Below are 17159 nucleotides of genomic sequence, written 5' to 3'. Positions count from 1 at the left end.
GCCCCCGGGCAGCTTCCCCATCACCGACGAGCGCGACGCGGCGCTGGGCCCCGAGACGGTGTGCCTGCAGGCCGACGAGCATGTGGGCTTCATGTCCATGCTCGACCACATCGTGCAAAGCGCGCGGCCCCACTTGGAGCGCCTGAACGCCCGCCRCCGCGAGACCATCCCCGCCAGCGAGCTGGTGCTGGGCGTGCAGTGTGGTGGCAGCGATGCGTTCTCGGGCGTCACCGCCAACCCCGCCGTGGGTTTTTGCGCCGACCTGCTGGTGCGCGCCGGCGCCACCGTGATGTTCAGCGAGAACACCGAGGTGCGCGACGCCGTGGAGCAGCTCACCAGCCGCGCAGCCACGCCCGAAGTGGCTGACGCTATCGTGCGCGAACTGGGCTGGTACGACCGCTATCTGGACCGGGGCCGCGTGGACCGCGCGGCCAACACCACGCCGGGCAACAAGGCGGGTGGCTTGTCCAACATCGCCGAGAAGGCCATGGGCTCCATCATCAAGAGCGGCACCGCGCCCATTGCGCATGTGCTGGCCCCGGGCGAGAAGCTGCGCCGCGACCAGCGCGGCCTGGTGTACGCCGCCACGCCCGCCAGCGACTTCATCTGCGGCACGCTGCAACTGGCTGCCGGCATGAACCTGCAYGTGTTCACCACCGGCCGGGGCACACCCTACGGTCTGGCCGAGTGCCCTGTGGTCAAGGTCGCGACGCGCACTGATCTGGCGCGCCGCTGGCACGACCTGATGGACATCAACGCCGGCAAGATCGCCGATGGTGAGGCCACGATCGAACAGCTGGGATGGGAGATGTTCCACCTGCTGCTCGACGTGGCCAGCGGTCGCAAGAAGACCTGGGCCGAGCAGTGGCAACTGCACAACGCGCTGGTGCTGTTCAACCCGGCGCCCGTCACCTAAACCCTGCCGGGCCCTGGCCCTTTGTGTTCCCCCTTCAACAGCCCTTGCCTGCAAGGGCTGTTGTCCTTGAAAGACCGCATCTCATGGGGCATTCCCGATTTTCTGACCGCAAGGTTGTGGTGGCGCTGGCGCTGCTGTGCTGCCTGCTCTGGGGCAGCTCGTACCCCGCCATCAAGACCGGGTACGCCTGGTTCGGCATCTCACGCAATGACATCCCCACGCAGCTCGTATTCGCGGGCTGGCGGTTTCTGGGCGCAGGGCTGATCCTGCTGGCCTGGGCTGTAGCCACGCGCAAGGCCATCTGGGGCTTGGGCTTCACAGCAGGGCGGCAGCTGATGGCACTGGGGCTGGCACAGACCACGTTGCAGTACGTGTTCTTCTACATAGGCCTGGCACACACCACGGGCGTCAAGGGCTCCATCATGAACGCCACCGGCACGTTTTTCAGCGTGCTGCTGGCGCACTGGGTCTATCACAACGACCGCCTCAGCCACGCCAAGCTGTGGGGCTGCCTGGTGGGCTTTGCGGGCGTGATGGTGGTGAACCTGGGGCGCGGCGCGCTGGACCTGGACTTCACGCTGCTGGGCGAAGGCTTTGTGGTGATCGCCGCCCTCGTGCTGGCCGCGGCCAGCATCTACGGCAAGCAGGTGTCGCAGCGCATGGATTCCGTCGTGATGACGGGCTGGCAGCTGGGCCTGGGCGGCGTGGCGTTGTTGGCCATTGGCTGGGCGCTGGAGGGATCGCTCACGGGCTTCACCTGGGGCTCTGCGCTGCTGCTGGTGTACCTGGCGCTGCTGTCGTCGGCCGCGTTCTCGCTGTGGAGCATTTTGCTCAAACATAACCGCGTGAGCCAGGTCACGGTGTTCAACTTCACCGTGCCGATCTTTGGCGCGGCGCTGTCGGCATTGTTTTTGGGCGAGGCGCTGTGGGAGTGGAAGAACCTGCTGGCCCTGGTGCTGGTGTGTGTGGGCATCTGGCTGGTCACGCGCGATACGGCCAGCGCCACCAAATAGACTCGGCCCATGGCTTTCATACTTTCCCGCGAAGCGTTTCAACACGCGCTGCACGGCCAGCGCACCGATCTTTTCACCCTGCGCAGCCCCGGCGGGCTGCAGGTGGCCGTGAGCAACTATGGCGCCCGCCTGGTGCAGGTGGCGGTCCCCGATGGGCAGGGCGGTCTGGCCGATGTGGCGCTGGGCTACGACAGCCTGCAGAGCTACCTGGACGGGCAGCTCTCCATGGGCGCACTCATTGGCCGCTGGGCGGGGCGGCTGCGTGCGGGCACGCTGACCCTGCCGGATGGATCGCGCCAGCAACTGCCCACTAACAGCGGGCCACACCATCACCACGGCGGCCCGCTCGGCAGCCGCTTCCAGGTGTTCGCGGTGGAACACGTGCAGGCTGATGCACTGACCATGAGCCACACCTTCCGCACCGAGGACGACGGGGTGCCCGGCACGGTGCGCCTGCAGCTCCACCTGCAGGTCACAGCGGACAACGCGTTGCACATGGCCTGGACGGCCAAGGTGCTCCATGCCCCTACGGTGCTCAACCTCACGGGGCATGCGTTCTTCAACCTGGCAGGCCAGGGCAGCACCCACGGCCACACCCTGCAGGTGCCCGCCAGCCGCTATGTGCCCCTGGCGGCCGATGTGTGCCCCACCGGCGCGCTGGCGGCCGTACAGGGCACGCCGTTCGACTTCCGCCAAGCCCGTGCTGTGGCGGATGCCATCGCAACCCCCCATGAGCAGCTGGCCGTGGCGGGCGGGCTGGACCACTACCTGGTGCTGGACGACCAGGCGGCACCCCTTGCCCCTCCCTCGTCATCCATCACGCCACCGGGCCTGCGCCTGGCCGCGCTGCTGGGCGAACCGGTGAGCGGCCGCGCGATGGAGGTGTGGAGCACCGCCCCGGGTGTGCAGGTGTATGCAGGCCACGGCCTCAAGGCCGACCCCGCGCGGGACCGTGGGCGTGGAGTGGGGCAGGGCGGCTGGCTGTGGCAGCCGGGCGACGGTATCTGCCTGGAGCCCATGGAGTACCCGGATGCGCCCAACCACGCGGGCTTTCCGGTGCGCTGGTGGCTGCCAGGCGAAGTGGTACGGGGCGCCATCGTGTACCGCTTTATCAGTGGCTGATCGCTTGTGGGGTGGTCTGGCAAGCCCGTGCCGCGCTACCATGCCGCCTGGCTTTTAACCGAGGTGGCTCATGCACATGTCCAACGCCCCCAGCACCCAGTGGAAAGAAGTGGTGGCACCCGATGAAGCGCAGCGCTTTGCGGGCTATGCGCGCCAGTTTGCCGAGCTGCAGGCGCGCAAGTCGCAAAAATACGGCGCCGGGCGGGGGCTGCACCGCAAGCAGCTGACCGCCGCGTATGGCCGCCTGGAGGTGCTGGGCGAACTGCCCACGTTTGCGGCCCAGGGCTTGTTCGCGCGGCCGGCGCAGTACGACGTGCGGGTGCGGCTGAGCAACGGCGGCATGGACAAGGCGGCGGACCACAAGCCCGACATCCGGGGCTTTGCGATAAGTGTACGGGGCGTGCAGGGCGACTCTGCCTTGGGCAACGGGCCCGCAAAAAGCCAGGACTTCCTGCTCATCAACCAGGAAAAGTTCGCCTTCCCCCAGAGCGCAGAGTTTGTGGATTTTGTGGTCGCTGCGTCGCACGGCGGCGGCGCGCTGATCAAGTTCCTGGTGCAGCGCCATGGCTTGCTGGGTGCGGCCCGGCAGATCGCCAAGACGGTCAAGACCTTTGGACGGCCCTTTGGCGGCTTTGCATCGCATGCCATGTTCAGCGCTGCGCCCATTGCCTGCGGGCCCTATGCCGTGCGTGTGCGCCTCGTGCCCCATGCATCCAACGGCGCGCCCGTCAGGCAGGTACAGCACGACTGGGATGCCGAATTCTCCGGCCGCCTGCGCCAGCAAGACCTGCAGTGGGACCTGCAGCTGCAGCCGTTCGTGGACGAGGCCACCACCCCGATTGAGGATGCCAGCGTGGACTGGCCCACGCCCTACACCACCGTGGCCCGGCTCACCCTGCCGCGGCAGGACCCTGCCGCCGATGCAGCCCTGGCCGCCGAGGTGGAGGCCGCTGTGTTCGACCCCTGGCAGGCGCTGGCTGCGCATCGGCCTCTGGGCGACGTGATGCGGGCCCGCAAGGTGGTGTATTTCGAGAGCCAGAAAGGCCGTGGCGCCGCGTGACCTGCGGGGTGCAGCGACCGGGGCGCTTCGTGAGGAGGCTCTCACATGACTCAGAAAAGCAAAAAGGGACTTTGAACAGCTTCTAAGTTTCGTCTAAGTGTTGGTGCCCACACTGCCCTCCATCGCAACTCCGATTGGAAAGGCACCACACCATGAACACGACACCGCTCACCTCCACCCCCCGCCGCCTCATCCTGGCCCTGGTGGCCGCCGGTGCGGTGGGTGCGACGGGCGCAGGCCTCATCACCGGGCACCAGGCCCGCGCATTGACTCCGCCTCCCGCCCTCGTGGCCCAGACGCCCGCCGCCCCTGGCGGGGCCTTGCCCAGCTTCGCGCAGATCACCGCGCAAAACGGCCCTGCAGTGGTCAATATCAGCGTGACGGGCAGCACCAAGGCCGCTATGGCCGATGACGACGGCGAAGACGAAGGCCAGCCCGCCGCGCGCCAGGGCCGGGCGCCTCAGATGGACCCGAACGATCCGTTCTACCAGTTCTTCCGCCAGTTCGGTTTTCCGGGCGGCATGGGGCCACAGGCCCAGCCCAACGTACCCACGCACGGCCAGGGCTCCGGCTTCATCGTCAGCCCCGATGGCCTGGTGCTGACCAACGCCCATGTGGTCAAGGGTGCCAGCGAAGTCATCGTCAAGCTCACCGACCGCCGCGAGTTCCGCGCCAAGGTGCTGGGCTCTGACCCCAAGACCGACGTGGCCGTGCTCAAGATCGACGCCAAGAACCTGCCCACCGTGCGCCTGGGCAGCACACGCGACCTGCAGGTGGGTGAATGGGTGCTGGCCATCGGCTCGCCCTTYGGCTTYGARARCASSGTGACGGCSGGYGTSGTSAGCGCCAAGGGCCGCTCGCTGCCCGAYGACAGCCTSGTGCCCTTCATCCAGACCGATGTSGCGGTGAACCCTGGCAATTCGGGCGGGCCTTTGTTCAATGCGCGCGGTGAAGTGGTCGGCATCAACTCGCAGATCTACAGCCGCTCGGGTGGCTACCAAGGGGTGTCGTTCTCCATCCCGATCGAGCTGGCGGCCAAGATCAAAGACCAGATTGTTGCCACCGGCAAGGTGCGCCACGCACAGCTGGGCGTGGCCGTGCAAGAGGTGAACCAGGCGTTTGCCGAGTCGTTCAACCTCGACAAGCCCGAAGGCGCGCTGGTGGCCAGCGTCAGCAAGGGCAGCCCCGCAGAGAAGGCCGGCCTGMAGGCGGGCGACGTGATCCGCMAGGTGGACGGCCAGCCCATCGTCGCCTCGGGCGACCTGCCCGCCTGGGTGGGCCAGGCGCAGCCGGGCCAACAGGCCAAGCTGTCGGTGTGGCGCCAGGGCAAGCCGCTGGAGCTGACGGCCACCCTGGGCGACGCCAGCGACAAGGCGATCAAGCAGGCGCGCAACGACGATGCCGTGGGCAAGGGCCAACTGGGCCTGTCATTGCGTCCGCTGGACCCGCAGGAGCGGCGCGCGGCAGGCCTCAATGAGGGCCTGGTCATCGAGCAGGCGCGCGGCCCCGCCGCTGCGGCCGGTGTGCAGCCGGGCGACGTGCTGCTGGCCATCAACGGCGCGCCCATCAAGGACATCACGCAGGTGCGTGCCGCCATGGCCAAGGCGGGCAAGTCAGTGGCGCTGCTGATTGAGCGCGACGGCGACAAGATCTTTGTGCCCGTGCGCCTGGGCTGATCCATGGCCTGCGCCTGCCGTCGGCTCTGTCCCTGCGGCAGGCGCTGCACATCAGCGCGGCAGCGCCTCCACTTCCTTGGTCCAGCGGTCGATCAGGCGCCGGCGCTCGGCGGCCTTGCCGTATTTCTCGAAGTCGTATTTGATAAGCTTCACGTTGTCCAGCGTCGGGATGCGCGGGTCCATCTTGAAGGTCTTGTTGGCGGGCACCTGGTAGCTGCCCACCTGGGCGCCCACGGCCTGGCCTTCGGGGCTCATCAGCCAGTCGTAGTACTTTTTGGCGTTGTCCATGTTGCGCGCGCCCTTGACCAGCGCAATGCCGCCCACCTCGTAGCTGGTGCCTTCACAAGGCGCCTGGGTTTTCACCGGGTACTTGTCGGCCTTCCATTTTTCAAAGTTGAACATGAAGGTGATGCCCACACCCACCTCGCCCTTGGCCACATTGGGCGCCTGTGCCTGGCCGCTGCGGGTGTAGGTGGTGGTGTTCTTGTGCAGGGCCTTGAGGTAGTCGAACGCCTTGTCTTCGCCCATCAGCTGCACCAGCCCCGCAATCACGGTGTAGGCCGTGCCGCTGGAGGCAGGGTGCGAGATTTCCACCTCGCCCTTGTAGGCAGGCTTGATCACGTCGGACCAGCACTGCGGCTCCGGCAGCTTTTTCTTCTTGAGCGTTTCGGTGTTGTAGCCAAAGCCGATAGCCGAGCTGTAAAAGCCCCCCACCTGGTGGCCCGACATGGCGTACTGGCGCACGCTCCAGCCATGCAGGTCATGCAGATAGGCGGGGCGGTATTCGGCCAGCAGGCCTTGCTCCGCCGCCTGCAAGAAGGGGTCGCCCGTGCCGCCCCACCAGATGTCGGTCTTGGGGTTGTTGGCCTCGGCGCGCAGCTGCGCGGCAATCTCGCCCGTGCCCTTGTGGGCCTGGTTCACCTTGATGCCCGTCTTGCGGGTGAACTCCTTGGCGGCCGCTTCGCACCAAGGCGCGTCGGTGCTGCACAGCGCGTTGACCACGCCCTGGGCCTGGGCGCTAGTGGAAGCCAGTGCGGCCAGCGCAACGGCCGCAGCAACGTGGTGGAGAGGGGGGAATGCCATCGGAATCGCCATCGGTCTTGCTCCTTGTGTTTTGTGGTGGTGGCCCGGCCCCTGGGGCGGACGGTGTGCGCGTGGCGCTTTCATTGTGACAGTGATGTGTCAAATTTAAGTCGTTCTGGCAACCCGGTGCTGCGCCAGCGCCCATGCCGCCGCTATCCTTGGCAGCCAGCCCATTTCCTGCACTTCTGACCGACCGACCTTTCTGCCCCCTTGCCATGCGCCTGCTGCTTGTTGAAGACGATTCCATGATCGGTGAAGCCGTGCTGGACCTGCTGCGCGCCGAGCAGTACGCGGTGGACTGGGCGCGCGATGGCGACGCGGCCGACACGGCCCTGCGCACCCAGGCGTATGACCTGGTGCTGCTGGACCTGGGCCTGCCCCAACGCGATGGTCTGACCGTGCTGCGCGACCTGCGCGCCCGCAAGAACCGCACCCCCGTGCTGGTGGCCACCGCGCGCGATGCCGTGGCGCAGCGCATCGAGGGGCTGGATGCCGGGGCCGACGACTACGTGCTCAAGCCCTATGACCTGGACGAGCTGCTGGCCCGCATCCGTGCCCTGCTGCGCCGCGCAGCGGGCCGTGCCGAGCCGGTGTATGAACACCAGGGCGTCAGCATCAACCCCGCCACGCGCGAGGTCACCGTGCGCGGCACGCCCGTGGTGCTGTCGGGGCGCGAATGGGCGGTGCTGGAGCCGCTCATTGCCCGCCCCGGCATGGTGCTGTCGCGCCAGCAGCTGGAGGACAAACTCTACGGCTGGGGCGACGAGGTGAGCAGCAACGCGGTGGAGGTCTACATCCACGGCTTGCGCAAAAAGCTGGGGCCCGAGTTGGTGCTGAACGTGCGCGGGGTGGGCTACCTCGTGCCGAAGGCATGACCCCCCTGAGCGGCTTCGCCGCTTCCCCCCAAGGGGACGACAGCCTTTGCTGCGGGGCGGCCCTTGCTGGCTGCCCCCGCGCAATCTCCCGCCCTGAGCATGCGGCGGGGATGGATGGATAGAGATGAAGAACGTGCCAACCACCTCCTGGCGCAGCGCGCTGCAGTCCATGCTCCCGCGCTCGCTGCGCATGCGGCTGCTGATGTTTTTGCTGGCTGCCATCGTGCTGGCAGGCGCAGTGCAGGGCGCACTGGCCTACCGGGGGGCGCTGGAAGAGGCCGATGCGCTGTTCGACTACCACATGCAGCAGACGGCGCTGGCTTTGCGCTCGGGTCTGCCGGTGGATGCCCAAGGCCTGGGCCCGGGCCTGGACCCCGAGGACGAGAATCACGAGTTCATCGTGCAGGTGTGGACCAACGAAGGCCTGCGCATTTTTGAATCGGCCGTGGGCGCCGCCCTGCCACAGATTGCCGTGCTGGGCTTCACCAACGTGCAGGCGCGTGGCGGCACCTACCGGGTGTTCTCGATGCAGACGCGCTCGCAAGTCATCCAGGTGGCGCAGAACATGGCTGCGCGGCGAGACATGGCCCGCAGCCTGGCGCTGCGCACGCTGGCGCCGCTGGCCATCATGGCGCCGCTCTTGGTGCTGGCCGTGTGGTGGGGCGTGAGCCGGTCGCTGGCCCCGGTGGAACGCGTGCGCCGCCAGCTGGCAAAGCGCCAGGCCGACGACCTGTCGCCCGTGAGCGATGCACAACTGCCCGATGAGGTGCAGCCGCTGGTGAGCGAACTCAACCTGCTGTTCGAGCGCGTGCAGCACGCGTTCGAGGCGCAGCAGCACTTTGTGGCCGACGCCGCGCACGAGCTGCGCTCCCCCCTGGCCGCACTGCGCCTGCAACTGCAGGGCCTGCAACGTGCGGGCGACGACGCCGCGCGGGCGGCCGCCATCGAACGCCTGTCGGCCGGCATCGAGCGCGCCACGCGGCTGGTCGAGCAGCTGCTGACCCTGGCCCGGCAGGAGGCCAGCACGGCCGTCAACGATCCGGTGGACCTGCGCGCCACGGCGCAACTGGCGCTGGCCGACGTGGCCCCCGCTGCCCAGGCGCGCAGCATGGATGTAGGCCTACTTGAATCGGACGCCGCCACCGTCACCGGCAATGCCGAGGCCCTGCGCATGCTGGCCCGCAATCTGCTGGACAACGCCATCAAATACAGCCCGCCCGGCGGCCAGGTGGACCTGCAGGTGCGCCGCGAGGGCGACCACGCCGTGCTCACCGTGGAAGACAGCGGCCCCGGCATCGCCCCCGAGCACCGCGAGCGGGCCATGCAGCGGTTTGTGCGCGTCACCGCCGACGGTGCGCCCGGCAGCGGTCTGGGTCTGGCCATCGTGCAGGCCATCGCCCAAAGCCATGGCGCCACCGTGGCGCTGGACAGCTCGGCGCGCCTGGGCGGCTTGCGGGTGACCGTGCGGTTTGCGGCTGCCAAGCCCTGAGCTGTGTGATGCCCTGTTTGCTATTAATTGCATAGCTGTCCAGGAATATTGCACTAGCGCTATCGGCTCAAAATACCTCAAAAGCACCCGCAGAGTGCTTCAAAGCGCCTCGTCACGTGCGCGCCACGCCGCAAGGGGCCTGCCCCGCACAATGCGGGGGTAGCGCGCAGGCTGTGCCGGTTCCTGGTCCGCCTGCGTCCACTTCCATCACCGTACACACGCATCGGCATGAACTTCATCGTTTTGGGCGCAGGCGCCATTGGTTGTTATGTGGGTGGGCGCCTGGCCGCACATGGCCAGCCGGTGTGCCTGGTGGGGCGGCCGCATGCGCTGGAGCCCATCGCGCTCCGCGGTCTTCAGGTCACTGACCTGGACGGCTTTGACCGCACCGTGCCCACGTCCGCACTGCAACTGGCTGCCACGCTGGCCGACGCCGCGCCCGGTGCCGACAGCATCATCCTGCTGTGCGTCAAAAGCGGCGCCACCGAGTCTGCCGCGCGCGAGCTGGCGGCGACCTGTGCGCCCGGCACACCGGTGATCTCGCTGCAAAACGGCGTGGACAACGTGGCCCGCATCGCTGCCTTGGCGCCCGGCCTGAACGTGCTGGCGGGCATGGTGCCCTACAACGTGGTGCTGCGCGGCGCGCAGGTGCACCGCGCCACCGCAGGCCATCTGCAGCTGCAGCGCGACGCGGTCACGGAGCGCATCGCGCCCCTGTTCAACGCCGCCGGCCTGGCCACCACACTGCCGCCAGACATCCGCGCGGTGCAGTGGGGCAAGCTGCTGCTCAACCTCAACAACCCGGTCAATGCGCTGTCCAACCTGCCCCTGCGGCAAGAGCTGCTGGACCGCGACTGCCGCCGTGTTTTTGCTGCGCTGCAGACCGAGGCGCTGCGCGTGATGGCGCGCGCGGGCATCACGCCCGCCCAGGTCACCGCCGTGTCGCCCACGCTGCTGCCCCATGTGCTGCGCCTGCCCAACTGGCTGTTCACACGACTGGCAAAGCGCATGCTGCAGATCGACGCCACGGCCCGCTCGTCGATGTGGGACGACCTGGAGGCCGGGCGCGTGACGGAGATCGACGCGCTGTGCGGCGCCGTGGTGCGGCTGGCGGCGCAACGGGGCATGGCGGCAACGCTCAATGCGCGCATGTGCGAGCTGCTGGGCGGCCCGCGCCAGCGCCTCACGGGCAAGCAGATGCGCCAGATGCTGGGGCTGTGAGTCTGGAGTTGGGTTGTGACCGTTGATCAGGCCGCGGGTGCTGCGCTGTCCAGCGGCACGCGCAGCCCGGTCTTGAGGCTGGCCAGCGCCACCGAGGTCCGAAAGCGCTTGATGTTGTCGTCCCCCTCAAACAGCCGCCGCGTCAGCGCCTCGTAGTCCGCCATCGACGCCACGTTCACCACCAGCAGGTAGTCTGCCTCGCCCGTCACGCTGTAGCACTGCTGCACCGCGTCTTCCGCCGCAATGCGCGCGCGCAGCGGGGCGGTGCGGTCGGGGCGCTCGTTGTCCAGGTGCACCTCCAGCACGATGGTCAGCGGCTTGCCCACCTTCACCGGGTCCAGCATGGCCACGTTGGCGCGGATCACGCCGCTGTCCTTGAGCCGCTGAATGCGCCGCTGTACCGCAGGCGCCGACAGGTTCACCGCCTGCGCAATCGCGCGCTGGGGCGTGGTGTTGTCGGCCTGCAGGATGTCGAGGATCGCGAGGTCGAAGCGGTCAAGTGCTGCCGGGGTGGCCATGGAGGTTCCTTGGAACGGGGTCTCAGGGTGAGCGAAAGTTGCGCGCAAGCCCCGAAATTCGAGCCAAAAGCACGCTGGGGTCGCACTATATTTTCAGCCCATGAGCGCTTCCCCCCTCCGTTCTCTTCTGCACCGGTTCTTCCCCTTCCTGGCCGTGCTGGGTTCCGTCACCGCGTTGGGCATTGGCACCTCGTGGGCCAAGCACTGGCTGTTTCCGGTGGTAGGGGCGCAGGGCACCACCGCCGTGCGCGTGGGTTTTTCGGCGCTGCTGGTGCTGCTGCTGTGGCGGCCCTGGCGCTGGCACCTGTCGCGCGCCGATGCGCGGGCCGTCATGCTGTACGGCGCGGCGCTGGGGGGCATGAACCTCATGTTCTACATGTCGCTGCGCACCCTGCCGTTTGGCCTGGCGGTGGCCATCGAGTTCGCCGGGCCGCTGGCCGTGGCGATCTGGTCGTCGCGTCGCGCGGTGGATTTTGTGTGGGTGGCGCTGGCTATCGCGGGTCTGGGCATGCTGCTGCCGCTGGGGCTCAACGGCAGCACGCTGGACCCGGTGGGCGTCTTCTACGCCCTGGGCGCGGCCGTGTTCTGGGGGCTGTACATCGTGTTCGGCAAGCGCGCCGGACATCTGCACGCGGGGCATTCCGTATCGCTGGGCCTGCTGGTGGCCGCGCTGGTGGTGGTGCCGGTGGGCGTGGTGCATACGGGCGCGGCGCTCTTGTCGCCCGCCGTGCTGCTCATTGGCGTGGCGGTGGCTGCGGTGTCCAGCGCCATCCCGATCTCGCTGGAGATGATGGCCCTGAAGCGCCTGCCCAAGGAGGCCTTCGGCATCATGATCAGCATGGAGCCTGCGGTGGCTGCACTGGTGGCCATGGCGCTGCTGGGCGAGCACCTGAGCGTGGTGCAGTGGCTGGCCATTGGCTGCATCATGGCCGCGTCGATGGGCAGTGCCATGACTGCTGCCCGGCCCGCTGCTGCAGACCGCGCGGCACCGCAGGCGGCCTGAGGGCGGTGCCATGGCACGGCGCATTGCCTGACAGTGGTGTGGTCTGCAGGCTGGCAAGGGCGGCCTAGCTGCAGGGCTAAAAAAGGACAGTGACGGCACCCCGTTGGCGCCGTCGCCCCATGTCCAAGGAGCCGATCATGATTCCAGCCACTACCCCCATCCCTTCCGCTGCGACCGCCACACCGGTGGACAAAGACCTGGCCGAGCAAGCGCGCCCCGGCTACGGAATCCCGTCGCAAGATCCCCGGACCGGCGCACAGACCGCGTTGGAGCCTGAAGACGCAGAGCGCGAAGCCCACTCCGCCTTGATGGGCGGCGGCATGATGGCTGGCGCAGCAGCCGGCGCCGCTGTGGGCGTGGCCGTCGCGGGCCCGGTGGGGGTGGTGGTTGGGGGCACTTTGGGCGGCATCGCCGGTGCGCTGGGTGGTGCCGCAGCGGGCACCATGGTCAGCCCGGATGATCCTTTGGCCGATGCTGTGGCCGCAGAACACCTTGCGCCGCCCCGGCGAGGGCCGGAAGGCAAGACAGACCCGAAGTAGGGTGTTCGGGGCTCACTACAGGCTGGCAGGTGCAGCGTACGTAGTGTGTGAGTTTGCTTCAAATTTGATAGCTGCCGGCGCATATTGCACTAGCGCTTGCCGCCATTTTGGCTGTGAATTTGGTCCCCTCGACAGGAATCGAACCTGTATCTAGCGCTTAGGAGGCACTCGTTCTATCCATTGAACTACGAGGAGGCAAGGCAGCCGCGCATTGTAGTGGCGCGCGGCTGCGTCTCTGGCCGCCTGGACCTCAGTCGTATTTCACGGTGTAGATGATGTCCACCGCACTCTTCTCGCCGGTTTGCCCGCGCAGGGTGAGGCGGCGGGAGAGGTCGTAAAAGATGTAGAGCGTGCCCAGCGTGCCCGACAGGCTGCGTTCATATGTCACGTACAGGTCTTTGGACAGGCGCTTGCCGAAGGTGAGGGCGGCGGCGCTGGCGTCCTCACCCGTGGTGGCGCCGCGAAAGCCGATTTCGTCCAGGCCCAGGCGGCTGGCGGCGTTGGCCGTGGGGCTTTGGCCGCCGTTGCGGCCCAGCAGCGCCAAGGCGGCCTGTTGCAGCACGGCCGCTTCGGCGCCTCCGGCCGAGGCATTGCGGCCCAGCACCACCCACGACAGCTTTTCGGCATCGGGCAGTTCAGGGTCGGAATACAGCGTGACGCGTGGCGCCTGCGCGCTGCCGGTGACCTGCACGCCCGCGCGCACGCTGATGTTGGGGCGCAGCGCCAGGATGTCGAGCGAGGGGTTGTTGTACGGGCCGTTGAAGCGGATGAGGCCTGTCTCCACATCCAGCATCTGGCCCCAGGCGCGGTAGCGGCCCTGGTCGGTGCGCACCTCGCCGGTCACACGCGGCGGGGCGCCGGGCACGGCGCTGCTGCGGATGTCCACCTCGCCGGTCAGCCGGGTGGTGATGCCCTGGCCCTGCAGCGCAAAGTCGCGCCCCAGGTTGAGGGTGACGGCGATGTCGGGCGGCTTGGCGGTCTCTGCCTGCGCGGCCACCTGGTTGGCCTTGGCGGCGGTCTGGGCCTTGGCCTGGTCTTCGCGGTCCTTGGCGGCGGAGCGCACGACCACGTCTGATCCCAGGCGCGGCGCAGATTCATCCGGCAGGATGATGGTGGCGCGGTCGGTGGTGAGCTTGCCGCGCAGGCTGATCTGGCCCTGCTGCAACTGGGCCTGCAACTGGCCCGACACGCTGACCTGCCGGTCGGCACGCACCAGCACTTGCAAGGCCTTGGCCTCGGCCTGCAGGGACATGGTGATGCCTGACATGCCCGTGCCTGTAGTGGCGCTGTCGCCCCAGGCCACTCGGCCGGTGGCGGTCAGCGTGCCGCCGTCTTGCGCGGCGGCTGTGCGGTTGCCGCTGAAGCCTGCGATGCGCGCGCTGCTGCCCCGCCCGCCTTGCAGGCGGAACTCGGTGATATTGAGCTGGTTGCCCTGCAGCGTAGCGCGAAGTCGGCCGCCTTGCAGGTCCACGCCGTCCACTACCGATCTCACTGCCATGTCATCGGCGCCCAGGGTGCCCGCCCAGCGCGGCGCATCGCGCGTGCCCGACAAGGTCGCACTGGCGTCCAGCGTGCCGCGCACGCGCCAGCCGGGTGGTGCCAGCGCAGACCACACGCCCACGTCGGGCAGGCGGGCGCGCAAGGTGCCRGCCAGTGGCGCGTCGGCAGGCCAGGTGATGGCGGCAGCGGTGTTGGCGGCGGCCAGGCGCGTGCTGGCGGTGGCGTCGATCTCACCCGCGCGGTCGCTGGCCCAGAGCAGGCGCGCGCGCAGCGTGTCGCCTTCGGCGGTGACCGTGATTTCTGCTTGGCGCACACCGGCGGGAGTGCCTGGGGCGCTTGATGTGCTGGATGCACCTGCAGGCGGCGTGGCCGCAGTCGCCAGCACGGTGGTGGCTCCGGCGCCGGTGCCCTGGCCGCTGCTTTGCCCCGCTGTGACGGCCGTGGCATCGCCCGCCAGGATGCGCAGGTCGCCACTGGCGCGGCGCAGGCTGGCGCTGGCGCGCAGGGCGTCGCCCGTGGTGTCCACGTTCCATTGCCCGTCGAGCACGATACTGCTGGCCAGCCCCATGCGCGCAAGCAATGGCTGCGCGGGCTGGCCTGCGGCGGCGGGCGTCTCGCCCAGGCCCAGCGCATCCACCCAGGCCATGGGCAGGCCCTGCAGCGTGCCCTGCGTTTGCAAGCGCGAGAGTGCGTTGGGTGCGGTGGCGGCAGACCATTGCGCCGGCGACCAGCGCAGGGTGACGGTGCCCGGCAAGGGACCGGTGACGCGGGCCTGACCGGCTGATGCCTGCAGGCTGAGGGATGTGGTGGTGGGTGATGGTGCCGCACGCCCACTGGCCGGTGACGGGGGGGCGCTGGGGGTAGGTGCGCCGGTGCGCACGGTCAGGCCCAGGGGCTCTGCCAGTTGCAGCGTCCACGGCCCGGGGCGCTGCGCGGCCTGGGCTTGCAGGCGCAGTTCACTGACTTGCAACTGCCATTGCCCGGCACCCACCATCGTGCTGGCAAGGCGAGTCTGTACCGCCGCCTGCGTGGCCTGGGGCGCGGGTGTGCGGACCTCGCCGGTCAGTGCCAGAGTGGCCTGCGCCAGGTTGCCGCCCAGTTCGGCCTTGAAGGCGCGCAGTTGCAGGGCTTGCCCGGCGGATGTGCCGCCGCTGGCGTTGGTGGTGGCCGGGAGCGTCAGGTCCAGCTGGGGGGTGTTCAGCGTGGCCTGCAGATCAAAGCGGTCAGGGTTGCGGGCGGGTGCGCTGTTGGCGGTGGCAGTCTGAAGTTGCTCAGTCAACGTCTGCCATCCACCCTTCCAGCGCGCGGTGATCTGTGCGGCGCCCTGGGCGCTGGCCCCTTGCAGAGTGCGCTGTACGGAGGTGCCCACCACGGGCAGGCCGGCCAGCCAACGCTGCGTGAGTGCTGCATCGGCCCACTGCAGCTGCAGGTCGCCAGCGCCGCTGCGCGGGGCCAGTGTGCCTTGTGCCTGTGCGGTGGCGCCGGGCACTGCCAGGGTGACCTTGCCTTGCGCAGATTGCGTGCCCAGTGCGACCTGCAGCCCGGTGGCTTCCACGCGGGCCTGCAATGCGTCCAGCAACAAGCGGTCCAGCCGCACCGTGCCGCCGTCGGCGGCCTGCCAGGTGCCTTGTGTGCTGAAGGTGTTGATGCGCAGCGGTGCGCCCGCTGCACCCGGGGTCTTTACGGTTGCTGCACGCGCCGCCGTGCCGGTGTCTGCCCGCACGTCGGCACTGAAGCGCACGGCGTCGCCCTGGGTTTGTGCGGTGACGCGGCCGGAGAGCGGGGCGGCGGCCAGCAGCGTGTGCAGGGCGTCGGGGCGCAGCGCGCGCAGGGTGGCTTGGCCCTCCAGGGCGTGGGTGGCTGGGGTGTAGTGGCCCTGTGCGGTGATGCTGCCCGCCCCCGCCTGCAGGGTGGCGCTGGGAACGGTCCAGCGGGTGCCGTCATAGCTTGCGCTGGCGTCCAGCGCGGTCAGCGGCAGGCGGGTGGTGTCCCAGGGGCCGGGCAGGTCGTTGCGCAGCGCGGCTTGCAGACTCCAGCCTGCTGTGCCTGTGCCACCGGATGTCGGCCCGGCTTGCAGCGTGCCGTGCAGTTGCGTGACCGGTGCCTGCGGCCACAGGGCTGCCAGATTGACGGCACGCAGCGTGGCGTTGGCAGACTGCAGGGGCTGCTGTGCCCACGGTGCCAGCGTGGCGGTCAGGTCGGCCTGCATGGGGTCGGCCGCAGGCGCAGGGGTCGCGCGTGGGGGCAGGGATTTGGATGCGCCCGGTTTGCTGGCAGGCGCAGCCACGGGCGGTGTGGCGGCTTCGCTGGTTGGTGCGGGCTTCAGGCGTGCCTGCAGTTGCAATTGGGCGGCGGCGGTGGCCAGCGTGCCCTGTAGCGTGGCGTGGGCGCCCACCTGCAGCGCGGCACCGCCCCCGGGCACGGCGGTTTGCACGGTGCCGTCCACGGTGGCATCCAGCGCCATGGGGGCTTGTGCGTCCAGCGTGGCGCGAGCGCTGTAATGGCCCTGGGCCAGTTCTACCGCGCCGATGTTCAGGCGGTGCTGGCGGCCATCAAACCGGTAGTCGCCCACCAGGCCCTGGGCCTCCACGGCGGGGGTGCCGGCCCACCGCAGCTGGTCTACCCGGAACGGCGCGCCCAGCTGCAGCGGCAGCACCAGGTCGGTGAGGGGCGTGGGCGGTGGCTCGGGCGTGTCGGCGGGGCGTGGCTGGGGCGTGATCAATACGCGGGCGGCATGCACCTCGCCCAGCTCCAGGCGGCGCTGCAGCAAGGGGGCCAGCTGCCAGCCCAGGCGGATGTCAGTCACTTCCACCACCAGGGTGGGGCTGCTCCAGCGCAGCCAGCCAATGCGCCCGCCGCTGCGCAGCGAGCCACTGACCTCCCGGCTTTCCAGTTGCTGGTTGGCGGGCAGGTATTGCGCCGCGCGGGCCAGCGTGGTGGCCAGTGATGTGCCGCTGCCCGCCCACCACCACAGCAGCGCGCTGGCCGCCAGCAGCAGGGCCACCAGGGCGATCAGCAGCCAGCCCAGAGTCCGCAGCACGCGCGGCGCGCGGGGCGCAGGAGGGCGTGGGGCCGACGAGGACCCGGCGCTGAAGTCCGATGCGCGGGCGCGGGGTGTGGGAAGGTGCGGGGCGTTCATTGCCA

12 protein-coding genes, 1 tRNA gene and 1 pseudogene are annotated in these 17159 nt (G+C 69.0%); 10 read left to right on the top strand and 4 right to left on the bottom strand.

Annotated elements, in window-relative coordinates:
• The 5 genes and pseudogenes from garD to AC04MI_RS08910 form a co-directional block, all read left to right on the top strand.
• A pseudogene (gene garD, locus AC04MI_RS08930) lies at positions 1-916 on the top strand (galactarate dehydratase); the annotation flags it as partial.
• Positions 917-999: 83 nt separating this feature from the next.
• Positions 1000-1929 (top strand): DMT family transporter, encoded by a 930-nt coding sequence (locus AC04MI_RS08925; RefSeq protein ID WP_436077638.1) that lies wholly within the window; start codon positions 1000-1002, stop codon positions 1927-1929.
• A gap of 9 nt (positions 1930-1938) precedes the next feature.
• Positions 1939-3051 (top strand): aldose epimerase family protein, encoded by a 1113-nt coding sequence (locus tag AC04MI_RS08920; RefSeq protein WP_436077639.1) that lies wholly within the window; start codon positions 1939-1941, stop codon positions 3049-3051.
• A gap of 70 nt (positions 3052-3121) precedes the next feature.
• The gene (locus tag AC04MI_RS08915) at positions 3122-4111 is read left to right on the top strand and encodes a catalase family protein (protein ID WP_436077640.1); all 990 of its coding nucleotides are present in this window, start codon (positions 3122-3124) and stop codon (positions 4109-4111) included.
• Positions 4112-4263: 152 nt separating this feature from the next.
• Complete coding sequence (locus AC04MI_RS08910) at positions 4264-5787, top strand: DegQ family serine endoprotease (RefSeq protein WP_476497646.1); 1524 nt, start codon at positions 4264-4266, stop codon at positions 5785-5787.
• Between the two features lie 51 nt (positions 5788-5838).
• Here AC04MI_RS08910 and AC04MI_RS08905 read toward each other — a convergent pair whose 3' ends face one another.
• Complete coding sequence (locus AC04MI_RS08905; protein WP_167514365.1) at positions 5839-6870, bottom strand: ABC transporter substrate-binding protein; 1032 nt, start codon at positions 6868-6870, stop codon at positions 5839-5841.
• 215 nt (positions 6871-7085) lie between these two features.
• Here AC04MI_RS08905 and AC04MI_RS08900 point away from each other — a divergent pair, with 215 nt between their 5' ends.
• The 3 genes from AC04MI_RS08900 to AC04MI_RS08890 all read left to right on the top strand — a co-directional run bounded on the left by AC04MI_RS08900 (position 7086) and on the right by AC04MI_RS08890 (position 10455).
• A complete protein-coding gene (locus AC04MI_RS08900; RefSeq protein ID WP_056066148.1) occupies positions 7086-7745 on the top strand; it encodes a response regulator in 660 nt (219 codons plus the stop codon).
• A gap of 124 nt (positions 7746-7869) precedes the next feature.
• Complete coding sequence (locus AC04MI_RS08895; RefSeq protein ID WP_436077641.1) at positions 7870-9234, top strand: ATP-binding protein; 1365 nt, start codon at positions 7870-7872, stop codon at positions 9232-9234.
• Between the two features lie 228 nt (positions 9235-9462).
• A complete protein-coding gene (locus AC04MI_RS08890; protein WP_436077642.1) occupies positions 9463-10455 on the top strand; it encodes a 2-dehydropantoate 2-reductase in 993 nt (330 codons plus the stop codon).
• A 26-nt stretch (positions 10456-10481) separates the two neighbouring features.
• Here AC04MI_RS08890 and AC04MI_RS08885 read toward each other — a convergent pair whose 3' ends face one another.
• Positions 10482-10973, bottom strand: coding sequence for an Lrp/AsnC family transcriptional regulator (locus AC04MI_RS08885; protein ID WP_436077643.1), 492 nt, complete (start codon positions 10971-10973; stop codon positions 10482-10484).
• A 100-nt stretch (positions 10974-11073) separates the two neighbouring features.
• Between AC04MI_RS08885 and AC04MI_RS08880 the strand changes: the two genes are divergently transcribed.
• Together AC04MI_RS08880 and AC04MI_RS08875 are read left to right on the top strand one after the other, a co-directional pair.
• Positions 11074-11976, top strand: a complete 903-nt coding sequence (locus AC04MI_RS08880) for an EamA family transporter (protein WP_436077644.1) — start codon at positions 11074-11076, stop codon at positions 11974-11976.
• A gap of 137 nt (positions 11977-12113) precedes the next feature.
• The gene (locus AC04MI_RS08875; protein WP_436077645.1) at positions 12114-12515 is read left to right on the top strand and encodes a hypothetical protein; all 402 of its coding nucleotides are present in this window, start codon (positions 12114-12116) and stop codon (positions 12513-12515) included.
• A 120-nt stretch (positions 12516-12635) separates the two neighbouring features.
• Here the strand turns inward: AC04MI_RS08875 and AC04MI_RS08870 are convergent.
• Both AC04MI_RS08870 and AC04MI_RS08865 read right to left on the bottom strand, forming a co-directional pair.
• A tRNA-Arg gene (locus AC04MI_RS08870) sits at positions 12636-12710 on the bottom strand.
• Positions 12711-12765: 55 nt separating this feature from the next.
• Entirely contained in the window at positions 12766-17154 is a 4389-nt protein-coding gene (locus AC04MI_RS08865; protein WP_436077874.1) for a translocation/assembly module TamB domain-containing protein, read from the bottom strand.
• Positions 17155-17159 lie beyond the last annotated feature (5 nt).

Source organism: Acidovorax sp. LjRoot204, assembly GCF_056175785.1.
This window is presented reverse-complemented; position numbering and strand designations above follow the sequence as displayed.